The sequence below is a fragment of the Bacteroides caccae genome (genome assembly GCF_002222615.2).
GTDB lineage: Bacteria > Bacteroidota > Bacteroidia > Bacteroidales > Bacteroidaceae > Bacteroides > Bacteroides caccae.
Window position 1 is genome coordinate 2516431 of record NZ_CP022412.2, and the last position, 15508, is coordinate 2531938.

The 15508-nt window shown below is 39.4% G+C and carries 13 protein-coding genes and 1 pseudogene; 11 read left to right on the top strand and 3 right to left on the bottom strand.

All coding sequences use genetic code 11. The annotated features are described in order from the left end of the window. Positions 1-26 precede the first annotated feature (26 nt). Both CGC64_RS09860 and CGC64_RS09865 read left to right on the top strand, forming a co-directional pair. Positions 27-1055 carry a sensor histidine kinase gene (locus CGC64_RS09860; protein WP_032838032.1) on the top strand — a complete coding sequence of 343 codons (1029 nt, stop codon included), beginning with the start codon at positions 27-29 and terminating at the stop codon, positions 1053-1055. Beyond that, positions 1052-1852, top strand: coding sequence for a LytR/AlgR family response regulator transcription factor (locus CGC64_RS09865; protein WP_005677756.1), 801 nt, complete (start codon positions 1052-1054; stop codon positions 1850-1852). The genes CGC64_RS09860 and CGC64_RS09865 overlap by 4 nt, the downstream gene beginning before the upstream one ends. A 9-nt stretch (positions 1853-1861) precedes the next feature. Here CGC64_RS09865 and CGC64_RS09870 read toward each other — a convergent pair whose 3' ends face one another. The 3 genes and pseudogenes from CGC64_RS09870 to CGC64_RS09880 form a co-directional block, all read right to left on the bottom strand. Further along, positions 1862-4981: an ATP-binding protein gene (locus CGC64_RS09870; protein WP_032855171.1), complete on the bottom strand. Its 3120-nt coding sequence runs from the start codon at positions 4979-4981 to the stop codon at positions 1862-1864. Positions 4982-5127: 146 nt separating this feature from the next. Continuing rightward, positions 5128-5421, bottom strand: a pseudogene (locus CGC64_RS09875) (sensor histidine kinase); the annotation flags it as partial. A gap of 188 nt (positions 5422-5609) precedes the next feature. Continuing rightward, positions 5610-6137, bottom strand: coding sequence for a DJ-1/PfpI family protein (locus CGC64_RS09880; RefSeq protein WP_005680532.1), 528 nt, complete (start codon positions 6135-6137; stop codon positions 5610-5612). Between the two features lie 166 nt (positions 6138-6303). Here CGC64_RS09880 and CGC64_RS09885 point away from each other — a divergent pair, with 166 nt between their 5' ends. From CGC64_RS09885 to hisB, 9 genes are all read left to right on the top strand, one after another. Beyond that, a complete protein-coding gene (locus CGC64_RS09885; RefSeq protein WP_005677760.1) occupies positions 6304-6651 on the top strand; it encodes a winged helix-turn-helix transcriptional regulator in 348 nt (115 codons plus the stop codon). A 259-nt stretch (positions 6652-6910) separates the two neighbouring features. Next, a complete protein-coding gene (locus CGC64_RS09890; protein ID WP_005677761.1) occupies positions 6911-7354 on the top strand; it encodes a GNAT family N-acetyltransferase in 444 nt (147 codons plus the stop codon). Positions 7355-7437: 83 nt separating this feature from the next. Then, the gene (locus CGC64_RS09895) at positions 7438-8094 is read left to right on the top strand and encodes a DUF2490 domain-containing protein (RefSeq protein ID WP_005677762.1); all 657 of its coding nucleotides are present in this window, start codon (positions 7438-7440) and stop codon (positions 8092-8094) included. 307 nt (positions 8095-8401) lie between these two features. Further along, the gene (locus CGC64_RS09900; RefSeq protein WP_005677763.1) at positions 8402-10306 is read left to right on the top strand and encodes a fimbrillin family protein; all 1905 of its coding nucleotides are present in this window, start codon (positions 8402-8404) and stop codon (positions 10304-10306) included. A 73-nt stretch (positions 10307-10379) separates the two neighbouring features. Further along, positions 10380-10871: a PaaI family thioesterase gene (locus CGC64_RS09905; protein ID WP_005680538.1), complete on the top strand. Its 492-nt coding sequence runs from the start codon at positions 10380-10382 to the stop codon at positions 10869-10871. A 256-nt stretch (positions 10872-11127) separates the two neighbouring features. Then, complete coding sequence (gene hisG / locus CGC64_RS09910; protein ID WP_005677765.1) at positions 11128-11979, top strand: ATP phosphoribosyltransferase; 852 nt, start codon at positions 11128-11130, stop codon at positions 11977-11979. Between the two features lie 32 nt (positions 11980-12011). Further along, positions 12012-13298: a histidinol dehydrogenase gene (hisD, locus tag CGC64_RS09915; protein ID WP_005677766.1), complete on the top strand. Its 1287-nt coding sequence runs from the start codon at positions 12012-12014 to the stop codon at positions 13296-13298. Between the two features lie 27 nt (positions 13299-13325). Continuing rightward, positions 13326-14366, top strand: a complete 1041-nt coding sequence (gene hisC, locus CGC64_RS09920) for a histidinol-phosphate transaminase (protein ID WP_005677767.1) — start codon at positions 13326-13328, stop codon at positions 14364-14366. Next, positions 14366-15496: a bifunctional histidinol-phosphatase/imidazoleglycerol-phosphate dehydratase HisB gene (gene hisB / locus CGC64_RS09925; protein ID WP_005677769.1), complete on the top strand. Its 1131-nt coding sequence runs from the start codon at positions 14366-14368 to the stop codon at positions 15494-15496. The genes hisC and hisB overlap by 1 nt, the downstream gene beginning before the upstream one ends. The last annotated feature ends 12 nt before the right edge of the window (positions 15497-15508 follow it).

The following is a 15508-nucleotide window of genomic DNA, read 5'->3' on the forward strand; positions in this document are numbered from 1 at the left end:
CTTTGTGTGAAAAGAATCGTATGAATATAAAATTGAACCGTATATCATATAGTGCGCTGTTTTCAGGGCTAGGCGTTTTCTCTTTTTTCCTGCTAGCCAACTATGCGGAACTTTCCGATAGAGTATCGGATGCGTTATATTCGGTAGGAATGTTTCTGTTTTTTATTCTTGCGTTCAATTTGCTCGGATATTCTACTATTCGGCTGACTACGTGGGTAGATAATCAGTATTCGGTGAATATTCATCGTCGTTGGAAACTGATTTTTATTTATACAATGGTGATGTTGATGTTTTTTCTGCTCAATTATGGATTGTTGGTAACTGCCAAATTCTTGGTCGGTGCTTCACATCCTTTTGTTTTTCCTAATGGCGGGTGGCGTATCTTGATATTAGTTTGGTTGGTGGAACTGGTGATTTTAGGTTTGCTGCTTGCCAACCGTTCTATGCAGCATACCCTCAAATTGCAGAAACAGGCGGCTGCTTTGCAGGAAGAAAATAACATAGCACGCTATACAGCTCTTCAAAACCAGCTAAACCCCCATTTTCTGTTTAATAGTTTGAATACGTTGATTTCAGAAATCAGATATAATCCTAAAAATGCAGAACTCTTCACACAACATCTTTCCGACGTATATCGTTATACTCTCCAGTGTCAGAATCAGCGATTGGTGACGTTGCAGGATGAGCTTGGTTTTCTTGATTCATATATTTTTCTTCATCAAGTTCGTTTGGGTGATTGCATTTATGTCCACAACAATGTGCCGGATGAGTGGAAAGAGATGAAGATGCCGCCTTTGACGCTTCAGCTATTGGTCGAAAATGTAATCAAGCATAATGTGATCCATTCGGGGAAACCAATGGTTATCGAGCTGTGTAATGTAGAAGAACCTCCGACTCTGATAATCTGTAATCCGATTCGGCCCAAAAAATGCGGAGTCGTTTCGGGAATGGGGCTGAAAAATCTTTCCGCCCGTTATAAGCTCCTTTGTAATCAGGATATTGTGATAGAAAATGAATCTGATAAATTTACCGTAAAAATTCCCTTGCTTTCATGAATAAGATAAAAGCTGCAATAATAGAAGATGAAGTGCCGGCGGCACGTTTGCTACATGAGATGATACAGTCGCTTCGCCCGGATTGGGAGGTGATGATTCTGCCCGGTACTATCGAAGAATCCGTTGAATGGTTTCATGTGAATCCTCATCCGGAACTTTTATTTTTGGATATTCAGTTGACGGACGGCAATTCATTTATGTTGATTGAACAAGCTCGGCCGGATAGTATGATTGTTTTTACCACCGCTTATGACGAGTACGCTGTCCGTGCTTTTGCGGTGAATAGCATTGACTATTTGCTGAAACCGATTCATCAGGAACGTTTATTGCAGACTATCGAACGTTTCGAGAGTCTCACAGAGAAATATATCCGTGATTTTAATCGGGAGAGCCGTATACTGGAGGTGTTGGACAGTTTGTCTGATACGCAGAAGCTTCCGGTGGTAGAGAATAAAAAATATCGCACCCGATTTCTTATTTCTTCCGGTAATAAACTTTTTACTTTGGCGGTAAGTGATGTTGCCTATTTCTATTCGGAGAACAAGCTCACTTTTGTAGTTACCAAGAATAATAGAGAATATGTTCTGGACTTTGCTTTGGATAAACTCTGCGAACAATTGAATCCTGATGTCTTCTTTCGGACCAATCGTCAGACACTTGTTTCGGTAGATGCCATTCAGCGTATCGAACCCTATTTTTTAGGTAAGGCGGTTGTACACGTCCTGCCACCATTTAAAGATAAAATCATAGTCAGCAAAGACAAGATAGCGGCTTTCAAGGTGTGGCTGAATTATTAAGCCTTGCTTTTACAATAAGATAATGCGTTTCTGCATGATATCCATAAGCTGTGCCTTAAGCAACCGTGCATTGATAGGTTTGGGCATATAGCCGTCAAATCCGCTTGCCATTACCCGTTGTTCGTCCGAAGCATATGCAAAGGCTGTAATGGCAATAATCGGTACCTTGGCCGAATATTTACGTATTTCTTTGGTTGCTTCGTAGCCGTCCATGACAGGCATATTGATATCCATTAATACAATTTGCGGATCGTATTCCTTGAACATATTTACGGCTTCTTGTCCGTCCCAGGCATGTATTAAGTGGTAATCATATTTTAGTATCGACTCGAACAGTTTGTAATTACTTTCATTGTCTTCTGCAATTAGAATTATTAGTTTATCTTTTGCGATTGTAATACTTTGAATTTTTTTTTGAGGAGCTTTTTCTATGGCTTCTATCTGCTTATAGGGTAATGTGAACCAAAATGTAGACCCCTTTCCTTCTTCGGATTCTACACCGATTTTTCCACCCATGTGGTTGATGAGTGTACGGCAGATTGAAAGTCCTAATCCTGTGCCTTGTGCAAAAGAATTTAGTTTGACAAAACGTCCGAAGATGCTATCCAGCTTATCTTGGGGAATACCACAGCCGGTGTCGGTCACATAGAAATAAAGTTCATTGTTTTGCCGTTCATAGCCAAATCGGATACTGCCTTGGCTAGTGAACTTAATAGCATTTGTGACGAAGTTGATAATTAACTGCGATAACCTGTTCTTCTCTATGTTTGCAAAACAAGGTTCTTCGGGAGCTACAAATTCCAGTTTTACGTTGTCTGACTTTAATTTCAACTGGCAACTGTTTTCCAACTCTCTCATTAAGTCATTGATTTCGACATTGGAGTAATGTAAATCCAATGTGCCTGCTTCTATTTTTGACAAATCAAGGATGTCGCTAATGAGTTGCAGTAATAAAGTATTATTGTTTTCAATGATACTCACATATTCTTGTTTTTCTTCTTCCTCTTCGGTCGAGGCCAATATTCCGGAGAAGCCGACTATGGCATTCAGAGGAGTACGGATTTCGTGGCTCATATTTGCAAGAAAAGCGGATTTCAGGCGGTTGGATTCTTCAGCACGGTTTTTGGCGTTGATCAGCTCCTGTTCCATTTTCTTTCGTTCGGTGATGATGAGTGAAGACCCCACCAAGGTCAGTGGCTTGCCGTTTTCATCCCGGGTTTCGACAGCAGCTTGTGCTTCCACCCATTCTATCCTGTGAAAGCCTTTGTGAGTGTTGATTACGCGATATTCTTCTTTTACTTTTTCTGAACGTCCCTCTATCAAATCTTTGTAGGCTTGTTCCACCCGTTTCCGGTCTTCTTTAAATATTTTAGAGAAATATTGAATATCGGGCACTGCCAGTTGCTCCTCGGCTATACCCTTTCCCTGGGTACTGAGTTCTATCGGTTTATTGATATCACAAAGAATTGTTCGGCTCGTTAAGTCCCATTTCCACGGCACGATATTGGCTACATCGAGTGACATGGCAAGTTTGTTGTTAATCGTACTTAATTTTTGTTGTGCTCTGTGTAGTTCGGTACTGTCCAGGCAAAAGACGTCTATCATTTTGTTATGCGGATTTCCCCGGAGTACTATATCGTAAAAGGCATCTATTTTCCTGAAATAATAAGGGAATGTTATTGCTTTGTTTTCTGCTAATGCTATTTGGATGAAATGCAAAAACTCGGGCATGGATTCAGGGAATATCTCACTTGCTTTCTTACCTATCACTTCTTCCTTGCGATAGAAGTTCTTCTCAAAATGGCTATTTACATTTCGGTAAATCAGTTCTACGGGAGTCCCTTTTTCATCGGTGATTAATTCTTCCTGCATATAAAGAATAGGCATATTATTTATCAGATTCTTAAAATCCGTCATGGCGTCTATTTCTTTTCGTTGTGCGTTCTTTATTATGTTCAGGCTGTGAATACGGTAAAATAGTAGAAATGCTAGTAATACAACAAAACATAGTGTCCCTATAATAAAGTACTCATTTTGTTTCCAAAATGATAGTGGCTTGTTCAGGAAATGTGTATCCGGTGGACACATGGAAGGAGAAAATCCCTTACGGAGTAAGATTTTATAATTGATAATAGGGGCGCCGTCTGTCGGTATGTAAAATGGAATATCGCGTGCTTGTTTGCCTGCGAGTATTTCAGCAATGGTATGGATTAATTGTTGGTTGAAGTGCTTTTGATTGTAGGTATAGCCACCTATCATTCCGCCGTTTTCTTCGGTGATGTCCGCCATATTGAGAGTGAATATGGGGGCGGCTGTTGTCCCTATCAGTTTGTGGGCATTGGAGACTAACGAGGTGTTGCCTGCAAATGTCGTTTTATAGAACCAGGAAGAAAATAAAACTCCTGTTGTTTTTGGATCAACGAAATACAATGAATCCAATAGTTGGTTCGTTGTCATGTCTTGTGGGGTTATAAACTGATACTCTACATTCGGATGCGTTTTTTTCAGTTTATTGCGGATATCTAAATTGTTGGTTTGGTTAATTTGCCGCGCGTCACCGATAAATATGAATTTCTTTATTTCGGGAACGATATGGCATATTAGTTGTATATTCTCATCCAGATAAAGATTTGAATATAAGAGAACCATATTATATGGGTCGGCCAATTGAGTGAGAGGAGTGCGGTCGGCTGTTGCAATGGCTTGTTTCTTGGTGTAAGTCTCCTGCGGACCCAGATAGTTTTCTTCCGAGCATAATACGATAGGAATGTCTCCCCACAGTTCTCTGTATTCATCGCGCATCAATAAGGCGGGATTTCCCAACAAAATAAGTAAACGGGGACGGTGTCTTTTATATTTTTGAGAAATCGACAGTTTGAATTCTGCCAGTGTGGAGTCATTTTCAATCATTAACATATTCATGTGTTCCGCATATAAAGCCAGTTGCGGGTCTTTCTGTACATATTCCGTTACCGTAGAAATCATGCGGTTACTCCAAGGGGAAGATTCTGCATAAGAGTTAATACATAAGATATAATTTGAAATGTCAATATGATCTCTTTGTGCTATACTGGGTACAATAGATATGAAACATAAAAGTAGCAACAATAAGCGTTTTTTTATATCCATGAAAAAAAGTCTTGTTTGTGATATTGTTATTTATAGATTGATCTTGCAAGGACAAAAGTAGTAAAAACAATCTGAAAATACCTACTTCCTAATCTGAAAATGGCAAAATGATTATATATTCGGAACTTTTAACTGTTTCCTTGTGTCTAAGTACGTAAGATTAATATGTTTAGACGCAGGCTTCTAACAGCATTTTGAATTATTGAATATGGGACTTTGCTTTGTATGGGGTGCGTAAACCAAAAACGCGAACCTTTTCCCTGTTCGGATTCCACTCCGATAGTACCGCCAAGATGCTCGATGATACTTCTGCAAATAGACAGCTTTAAGCCTGTGCCTTTCGAGAAAGTATTCAGCTTTACAAAACGGTCGAACACTTGGTTAACTTTATCAGGAGCAATGCCCATTCCTGTATCGGTCACGGATAATTCTATCTTATTGATTTATAGCATCGTATATGAAGCGTTTTTGCTTTTTAAATCAACAGGTCATTCCTTTAAAAGGAACGACCTGTTGCACACCGAGAAATGCATTGTTTCTTTTAAAGGAACGCGCTTCTCTATAAACAGACTGCGTTGAGTTAATTTGTTTGTTTACATTTATTGTTATATATTCCTGTCATTTGGCTTTATTTCAGTGCTTCAATAACTTGTGGTAACATTGTCCAAATAGTATTTTCATCCTGTGCAGTAAAGAAGTTACCGTCAATCTCTGATTTTTCATCGGTAGCTATTCCGTTTTGGATAGCCGGTTTGGCTAACGGATGAACAGCCACTTTCTTACCTTTCGTTATCCCTGTGAAGTCAAACATCATTGCACCGGCACAATGTCCGATCATTATTTTGCCCTTATCTCCGAAAGTTTTGATAACTTCCATTAGATCTATATTATAAGGTTTGTCTGCATTCTGCTGAAATACAGGTACAGCGTCTCCGCATGAGAAAACAAATGCGTCAAACTCATCCTCATGTCCTTTCAAATTAGCAATCACATCATCTGTTGTCAGACTGATTCCTGAATTTGTTTTAATCTCCTTCGTATCCGATACGGCAAATACTTTATATGAAATGCCATTTTCAAAAAATGCTTCCAGGTATTGGAATAATCCACAACCATTTACCGGATTTACTGCTAAAACTGCTACTTTCTTTGCCATAATCATAATTATTTAAATGAAACAATAGTTATTATTAGTAAGTTTATTACTTTTGTGATGCAAATGTATCTTCCTTTGTTGAGAAAAGCAAGAACGCACCTCTGAATAAGGAAGTTACATGGAAGTAACTATTGTTGTAATTCAGTTAAATACAAAACGTTAAAAGATGAAAAACTTCCACCCGACAGGAAATTGTCCAGTTAGAGATGTGCTCAGCCGCTTGGGAGATAAGTGGTCGATGCTGGTGCTTATCACTTTGAATGCCAATGGTACTATGCGTTTTAGCGACATTCATAAGACAATAGGAGATGTTTCTCAGAGAATGTTGACGGTCACTCTTCGTACACTCGAATCCGATGGATTGGTGGAGCGGAAAGTGTATGCGGAAGTACCTCCTCGTGTAGAGTATAACTTGACGGATACGGGAGGGACTCTGATTCCTCATATTGAAGGATTAGTAGGGTGGGCCTTGGAGAATATGAATACGATTTTGGAACATAGAAAAAATGATTAATAATAGGCGGTTGTATGAATATTCCCTGTACACTCATACCTAATGTATTTGTAAACTCCTCATCTGTCATTATGCATCGTAAAAAATTCCATTCCGTAATTTTTCGGTACTCTTATTTAATGGTATTTTTCACATAGTACAAGGTTGTTTTTGCTTTTGATTTTTCATATTGTAAAGATATACTTATTTATATGGTGTTTTTGTTTGCACTGTGATATTTTTATATCTTTGCGAGGAGAGCTATTCAATATTTAAAAACATGGAGATAAAGAAAGTAATTTCAGATAAGAAAGAATTCCTCGAATTGTTACTCTTGGCTGATGAACAAGAAAGTATGGTAGACCGGTATTTGGAACGTGGCGATATGTTCGTTCTGTATGACAACGGATTGAAAGCAGCCTGTGTAGTAACCCGTGAAGGGGAAGGCATTTATGAAATCAAGAATATTGCTACTGTTCCTTTTTTTCAACGTCAGGGATACGGGAAACGTTTAATTGAATTTCTATTCGAGCATTATCTGGACAAGTGTACTGAAATGTTGGTTGGTACAGGAGATGTGTCTTCTACCATATCTTTCTACGAACATTGCGGTTTTACCATTTCCCACCGTGTAGAGAATTTCTTTACCGACAATTACGACCATCCGATTTATGAAGAAGGCAAACTGTTGACGGACATGGTATATTTGAAAAGAACATTCTAATGCTATTTCAGGATTATTTCAGTATCATGGTTTTTCTTTGCCGAGGATAATTTGTTATCTTTGCAACTTTAACCCGAAAATCAATGAGTAGCAAATTTATAATTATTAGAGTTTTATTGTTTGTGTTGTTGGTTGTTGGTACAACTTCTGCCATGATCGCACAAGATAATGATTTCACAACCTGGACTAAATTCAAAGTAAATCATAAGATTGACTCCCGCTTTGCTGTTTCCGGTAATTTGGAATTGAGAACGGAAGATGATATGAGTGCGATTGACCGTTGGGGAATTTCTGTCGGAGGTGATTACCGTGCCTTTTCGTTTTTGAAATTTGAGATTGGTTATGAAACGCATTATCGGAACTTAGGTGAAATAGGGTGGAAGTTCAGACACCGTTATCGTATTGGAGCTACGGCCAGTTTTCGTTATCAATGGCTCAAAATGTCTTTGCGGGAAAGGTTTCAGCAGACTTTTGATCGTGGAGAATCAGAAACTCGTTTACGTTCCCGGCTGAAGTTGGGATATGCTCCCCAAAAAGGAATTGTTTCACCTTATTTCTCTATTGAAATTTATCAAAGTTTGGATGATGCACCTTTTTGGCGGACAGCTCGTTTAAGGTATCGTCCCGGAATAGAGATTGATTTAACTAAGCGCTGGTCTCTTGATGCTTTTTATTGTTATCAATATGAATCTTCGCGAGGTAAGCATATTGCAGGGGTAGAGGTCGGTTATTCTTTTTGAGAATCATCAGATTGCTAATATAATAAGGTGAAGTAGGAAATCTCTGATATATATCAGTTTTTTGTAAGTTATTGATTATTTAGTATTTAAATAAAAATATAAAACTTTCCAAATAAAAATATTCTCTATCTGAATTATAATGTATACTTTCGTCCCTTGCATTTCAAAATGAAGTGCTGGAATCAAGATTCTACAGTTGCAACAGATGTGTTGTATAGTATCTCATAACCGCGAGCAAATACTTTCTCTTATGTCATTCTTTCTGTTCTATCAGAGATTTCTAATGGGAAATTAATAAAAAAATAAGATGAAAGTATTTCATTATTTACCCAAGAACATAGGTTCTTTTGCTATTTTCTCTATCTTGCTGACTGCTTGTGTGAACCACATTTCGGAAGAAAATGAAGCGATAATTGCTGATGGAAATATTCCATTGAAGTTTGTAACTGACATACATGAATTGATTAATACTCGTATTGTCGGTAATAGTTTTGAAGAAGGAGAAGGAGTCGGTTTATTCGCACTTGCGGGTTCCACTACAATGCAGGAGGAACGCTATGTAGATAATCTTCATTTTGTTCGTTCTTCCGGAGGCGAGTTTCTGTCGGATGAGTTGGTATATTATCCGGATGACGGAGTGACCCTTAATTTAGTGAGCTATTATCCTTATCGGCAAGAGGGAGTGGCGATAGGAGAGAGCACGATGTCGGTGTCAGTAGAAACAAATCAAGAGGTTGCTGCTGATTATTCTCGTTCAGATTTTTTGGTTGCTATCCGAGACGGTGTTTCTGCAAGCATAGATGCCATTCCTTTGACTTATAATCATAAGTTTTTTCGTCTGAAGATAGCGATCGTGCCGGGTGAAGGTGGCAATGTGGAAGATTTATTGGCAGCTGATCCCCACCTTTCGGTTAGTGGCTTTTATACAAAAGCAATATATGATTTTCAGAAGCAGTCTTATTCCGATTATTTGGAAGAAAATGTTATTATCCCGGCCGGAGTATGGCAGATAGAGGCTGAAAAGAAGTTGATAGGGAAAGAACTTATCTTGATACCGCAAGAGGTTATGGCCGGATATCAGTATGTGACGCTGGAAGTTGAAGGCAAACAGTATATTAGCTTGTTACCTTCAACTCTGAATTTGCAGGAAGGCAAACAAAGAGAGCTGGAAATAACTTTTGTAGCTGCTGAGGATATTTTGATGAACAAAGTTAGTGGAGAAATTAGCGATTGGAAAGGTGATGAAACTGATCATGCCGAATCGGAAAATCTTCATAAATATATAGATGTGTCGAAATTGACGTTTGCAAAATCGAATGTATATAAAGTCTTGAACGCAGGAAAACAGGTGGCTGAAATATGTAAGGAATATCTGGTGACTCCGTACTTTTCTTCTCAGGCAATAGTTGCTTATCCGATGAAGAATGATGCTACTGCTGATTTATCTCAAGGAGTGGTAGTTCAACTTCTAGGGCAAGCTGGTAAGGTGCATGGTGGTAAAGTGTCGTGGAATATAGATGAGCATTCGTTGACTTATATTGCCGGGACTTTGCCTGTTTATAATAATATTTATGTATTGGCAAACGGAAAAGTTACTTTGTCAATAACAGAGGCAGATGATGTGTTACAGGTATTAGCATTAGATGATGTGGCTCGTGATGTACGTGGAGGAGTAATTCATAATTATCCGTTGGTGAAAATCGGAACACAGTATTGGATGCGGAATAATCTGGAAGCAGCTTTGTTTGCGAATGGTGATGAAATTCCGAAATTGAATGAAGTTACTGAAAATGCTGTCGGGTATTTGCTATCCTGTACAAATAATTACCTTTATACCGCTAGTGTAGCATTATCTCCTGATTTCTTGCCACTCCATTGGAATATTCCAAATTGGGAGGACTGGAATATCTTAAATTCTTACCTGAAAGGGGATGTTTCTTTATTGAAATCGGGTGAATGGGTATCTATAGACGGGGCAGAAGTGTTGCCCGTTAACAATGATTCAGGTTTTAACGGACTTCCTGTAGGAATGTATTCTTATCCGGATCTAAGTGTTTTAGAAGGCAAGTTTTTAGGATATTGGACACTGGATGATACAAATACGGAAATGGCTGAATCTGTCTTTTTTTTGAAAAGCAATGCAAATACTATGGAAACGGCCACATCAGCTGTTGAAAGAAAGGCTTTTTCTATCCGCTGTATCCGAAAGTAAATCTATGGAAATGATTCGTCTTTTTCATATTTTGCCTATATTTGGGAAGTAAAACTAAATAATGGAGAGAATTATGAAGAAGATAATAAATCCTTGGAAAGGTTTGGAAGGATACAATTGTTTTGGTTGTGCTCCCAATAACGAAGCCGGAGTAAGAATGGAATTTTATGAAGACGGTGACGAAATCGTGAGTATCTGGAAACCGCGTCCTGAATATCAGGGTTGGATTGACACTTTGCACGGCGGTATTCAAGCTGTTTTATTAGATGAAATTTGTGCTTGGGTTGTGTTGCGTAAATTGCAGACAACAGGAGTAACTTCTAAAATGGAAACTCGTTACCGGAAGTCTGTCGATACGAAAGATTCTCACGTTGTACTGCGGGCTGCTATCAAGGAAATAAAAAGAAACATTGTTATCATCGAAGCTAAGCTATATAATAAGGATAATGAAGTATGTACGGAGGCAGTTTGTACCTACTTTACTTTCTCACAGGAAAAGGCGAAAAGCGAAATGCATTTTTTGCACTGTGATGTAGAGCCGGAAGAAATTCTACCTTTAATTTGAAATAAAAACTCAAGTTTTTGTGATAAATGTTTGGAAGTATGAAACAAATGCTTTACTTTTGTCGCAGTTAATAAAAGAAATATGAAATATACAGCTACACATCATCATCATCATTTTCCTAACGAATAACTCGGTGGGCATAGATGATATTGTGTATACTCTATATAACGATAACAAAGGCTTGCCGAATACGGTAAGCCTTTTTTTTATTCCCTTAATTCGAATAGTAATTAATAATAAATAATTAAATAAGATCATGTTAAGAATTGCAGTACAGGCCAAAGGACGTCTTTTTGAAGAGACAATGGCACTTTTAGAAGAGTCGGATATCAAGTTGAGTACTACTAAACGTACCTTGTTGGTGCAGTCTTCCAATTTTCCTATTGAAGTATTATTCCTTCGTGATGATGATATTCCACAAACAGTAGCTACCGGTGTAGCCGATTTGGGTGTTGTCGGTGAAAATGAATTTATGGAAAAAGAAGAAGATGCTGAAATCATTAAACGCTTGGGATTCAGCAAATGCCGTTTGTCACTAGCTATGCCGAAAGATTTGGAATATCCGGGATTATCATGGTTTAATGGAAAGAAAATTGCCACTTCTTATCCTGTTATTCTTCGTAATTTCCTGAAGGAAAAGGGCGTGAATGCAGAAATTCACGTTATTACCGGTTCCGTAGAGGTATCTCCGGGCATTGGACTGGCTGATGCTATTTTTGATATTGTAAGTTCCGGCTCTACTTTGGTCAGCAACCGTTTGAAAGAAGTGGAGGTGGTCATGAAATCTGAAGCTCTACTGATTGGTAACAAGAATATGAGCGATGAGAAGAAAGAAGTGTTGAATGAATTACTGTTCCGCATGAATGCGGTGAAAACAGCAGAAGATAAGAAATACGTATTGATGAATGCTCCGAAGGATAAACTGGAAGAAATTATTGCCGTCTTGCCGGGTATGAAAAGTCCTACTGTCATGCCATTAGCGCAGGAAGGCTGGTGTTCGGTTCATACAGTATTGGACGAGAAACGTTTTTGGGAGATTATCGGAAAGTTGAAAGCTTTGGGCGCAGAAGGTATTCTGGTATTGCCGATTGAAAAGATGATCGTGTAAAATACGTGGAAATAAATAATCTATGCTGAAGAATGAAATTAATTAAATACCCTACAAAAGACCAGTGGACGGAACTCTTGAAACGTCCGGCACTGAATACGGAAAGTCTGTTTGACACAGTTCGTTCCATTATAGACAAGGTAAGGGCAGAAGGTGATAAAGCTGTACTCGAATATGAAGCAACCTTTGATAAAGTAACCTTGTCCTCACTTGCTGTTACTCCTGAAGAAATACGGGTAGCCGAAACATTGGTGAGTGATAAATTGAAAGCCGCTATCTCTTTGGCTAAACAGAATATCGAAACATTTCACTCAGCTCAACGCTTTGTCGGAAAGAAGGTGGAAACGATGAACGGTGTAACCTGTTGGCAGAAAGCAGTGGGGATTGAGAAAGTCGGGCTTTATATCCCGGGGGGAACTGCCCCGCTTTTCTCAACCGTATTGATGTTGGCTGTTCCCGCAAAAATTGCAGGATGCAAAGAGATCGTACTTTGTACTCCTCCTGATAAAGAAGGAAATATTCACCCGGCTATTCTTTTTGCTGCCCAACTGGCGGGAGTGAGCAAGATTTTCAAAGCAGGTGGTGTGCAAGCTATCGCTGCTATGGCCTATGGAACAGAAAGCGTACCTAAAGTATATAAGATCTTCGGTCCCGGAAACCAATATGTGACAGCTGCCAAACAATTGGTCAGCTTGAGTGATGTAGCTATTGATATGCCTGCGGGTCCATCGGAAGTAGAGGTTTTGGCTGATGCATCGGCAAATCCGGCTTTTGTAGCTGCGGATTTATTGTCTCAGGCAGAACATGGAGTGGATAGCCAGGCTATGCTGATTACAACTTCCGAGAAACTGCAAACGGAAGTTATGGCTGAAGTAGAACGTCAATTAGCTGAATTGCCTCGTCGTGAAATTGCCTCCAGATCGTTGGAAAACAGTAAACTAATTCTGGTTAGAAATATCGATGAAGCATTGGAACTCACGAATGCTTATGCTCCCGAACACTTGATTGTGGAAACGGAAAACTATATGGAAGTAGCCGAACGGGTCACTAATGCCGGTTCTGTCTTCTTAGGTGCTTTGACTCCTGAAAGTGCGGGCGATTATGCTTCCGGCACCAATCATACCTTGCCGACTAATGGATACGCGAAAGCATATAGCGGTGTAAGTCTGGATAGCTTTATCCGCAAGATTACATTCCAGGAAATCCTTCCGGAAGGGATAAAGACCATCGGTCCGGCTATCGAAGAAATGGCCGCCAATGAACATTTGGACGCACATAAGAATGCCGTCACTATCCGCCTTAAAGCAATTAATAAGTAATAACTGAAAACTAAAAGAGTATTGCTGATGAAAACGTTACAAGAACTAACCCGCCCGAACATTTGGAAGTTGAAACCTTACTCTTCGGCTCGTGATGAATATAAAGGTTATACGGCTTCTGTCTTTTTGGATGCAAACGAGAATCCGTACAATACACCTCATAACCGTTATCCGGACCCTATGCAGTGTGAACTGAAAACACTGCTGTCGAAAATAAAGAAAGTGTCTCCCGAACATATTTTTCTGGGAAATGGCAGTGATGAGGCTATTGATTTGGTATTTCGTGCATTCTGCGAACCGGGTAAAGATAATGTGGTCGCTATCGACCCTACTTACGGAATGTATCAGGTGTGTGCCGATGTGAACGATGTGGAATACCGGAAAGTGCTGTTGGATGATAACTTTCAGTTTTCGGCAAATAAATTATTGGCAGCTGCCGATGAACATACCAAGCTGATTTTCCTTTGTTCACCGAATAATCCGACAGGAAATGATTTGATTCGGTCTGAAATAGAAACACTCCTTCGCGAGTTTGAAGGATTGGTAATACTGGATGAGGCATATAGTGATTTCTCCGATGCACCTTCTTTTTTGGAAGAATTGGATAAGTACCCGAATCTTGTTGTATTCCAGACATTCTCCAAAGCATGGGGATGTGCTGCCATTCGTTTGGGAATGGCATTTGCGTCAGTCGAAATAATCGGTATCCTGAGCAAAATCAAATATCCCTATAATGTCAATCAACTGACCCAGCAACAAGCTATTTCTATGTTGCATAAACATTATGAAATAGAACGTTGGGTTAAAACGTTGAAGGAAGAACGTGATTATCTGGAAGAAGAATTTGAGAAATTACCTTGTACCATCAAACTGTTCCCGTCTGATGCGAACTTTTTTCTGGTTAAAGTGACGGATGCGGTGAAAATATACAATTATCTTGTAGGTGAAGGTATCATCGTGCGCAATCGCCATTCGGTTTCACTTTGCTGTAACTGTTTGCGTGTAACAGTGGGCACTCGGATAGAGAACAATACGTTATTGGCTGCTCTTAGAAAATATGAAGGATAATGGACACGAAGAAGAAAGTATTATTTATAGATAGAGATGGTACATTGGTCATTGAACCGCCTGTTGATTATCAGCTCGATTCGTTGGAAAAACTAGAATTTTACCCGAAAGTATTCCGTAATCTGGGCTTTGTCCGCAGTAAACTCGATTTCGAGTTTGTAATGGTTACTAATCAGGATGGACTGGGCACTTCATCTTTCCCGGAAGAAACATTTTGGCCTGCTCATAATTTGATGTTGAAAACATTGGCAGGAGAGGGGATTGCGTTTGATGATATTTTGATTGACCGTAGTTTTCCCGAGGATAATGCACCGACCCGTAAACCGCGTACCGGAATGCTGACAAAGTATATTGATAATCCTGACTACGATCTTGCCGGAAGTTTTGTGATTGGTGACCGTCCCACTGACGTGGAACTTGCCAAGAATTTGGGATGTCGTGCCATTTATTTGCAGGACTCAACAGAAAGCTTGAAAGAAAAAGGACTGGAAAATGTTTGTGCTCTTGCAACAACAGACTGGGATCAGATAGCCGAGTTCCTTTTTGCCGGTGAACGAAAAGCAGAGGTTCGTCGTACAACGAAAGAAACGGATATTTATGTTGCCTTGAACCTTGATGGAAGCGGCATTTGCGATATTTCCACCGGGCTTGGCTTTTTCGATCACATGCTCGAACAGATTGGAAAACACTCCGGTATGGATTTAACGATTCGTGTAAAAGGAGATTTGGAGGTAGACGAACATCATACTATCGAAGATACTGCTATTGCTTTAGGGGAGTGTATTAATCAGGCTTTAGGTAGTAAGCGTGGGATTGAGCGCTATGGCTATGCACTGCCTATGGATGATTGTCTTTGTCAAGTTTGTCTGGACTTCGGTGGTCGCCCTTGGTTAGTATGGGATGCTGAGTTTAAGCGCGAGAAAATAGGAGAGATGCCAACGGAAATGTTTCTTCATTTTTTCAAGTCATTGAGCGACGCTGCAAAAATGAATCTGAATGTCAAAGCAGAAGGGCAGAATGAGCATCATAAAATAGAGGGAATTTTTAAAGCCCTTGCACGTGCCTTGAAAATGGCAATTAAGAGAGATATCTATCATTTTGAACTTCCTTCCAGCAAAGGGGTACTCTGATTTCTTAAATAC

What these genes read in the sequence shown, in the direction of transcription:
- CGC64_RS09865 (WP_005677756.1), top strand. Translation starts at nt 1,052, where the DNA reads ATGAATAAGATAAAAGCTGCAATAATAGAAGATGAAGTGCCGGCGGCA.
- CGC64_RS09870 (WP_032855171.1), bottom strand. Translation starts at nt 4,981, where the DNA reads ATGGATATAAAAAAACGCTTATTGTTGCTACTTTTATGTTTCATATCT.
- CGC64_RS09880 (WP_005680532.1), bottom strand. Translation starts at nt 6,137, where the DNA reads ATGGCAAAGAAAGTAGCAGTTTTAGCAGTAAATCCGGTAAATGGTTGT.
- CGC64_RS09885 (WP_005677760.1), top strand. Translation starts at nt 6,304, where the DNA reads ATGAAAAACTTCCACCCGACAGGAAATTGTCCAGTTAGAGATGTGCTC.
- CGC64_RS09890 (WP_005677761.1), top strand. Translation starts at nt 6,911, where the DNA reads ATGGAGATAAAGAAAGTAATTTCAGATAAGAAAGAATTCCTCGAATTG.
- CGC64_RS09895 (WP_005677762.1), top strand. Translation starts at nt 7,438, where the DNA reads ATGAGTAGCAAATTTATAATTATTAGAGTTTTATTGTTTGTGTTGTTG.
- CGC64_RS09900 (WP_005677763.1), top strand. Translation starts at nt 8,402, where the DNA reads ATGAAAGTATTTCATTATTTACCCAAGAACATAGGTTCTTTTGCTATT.
- CGC64_RS09905 (WP_005680538.1), top strand. Translation starts at nt 10,380, where the DNA reads ATGAAGAAGATAATAAATCCTTGGAAAGGTTTGGAAGGATACAATTGT.
- hisG (WP_005677765.1), top strand. Translation starts at nt 11,128, where the DNA reads ATGTTAAGAATTGCAGTACAGGCCAAAGGACGTCTTTTTGAAGAGACA.
- hisD (WP_005677766.1), top strand. Translation starts at nt 12,012, where the DNA reads ATGAAATTAATTAAATACCCTACAAAAGACCAGTGGACGGAACTCTTG.
- hisC (WP_005677767.1), top strand. Translation starts at nt 13,326, where the DNA reads ATGAAAACGTTACAAGAACTAACCCGCCCGAACATTTGGAAGTTGAAA.
- hisB (WP_005677769.1), top strand. Translation starts at nt 14,366, where the DNA reads ATGGACACGAAGAAGAAAGTATTATTTATAGATAGAGATGGTACATTG.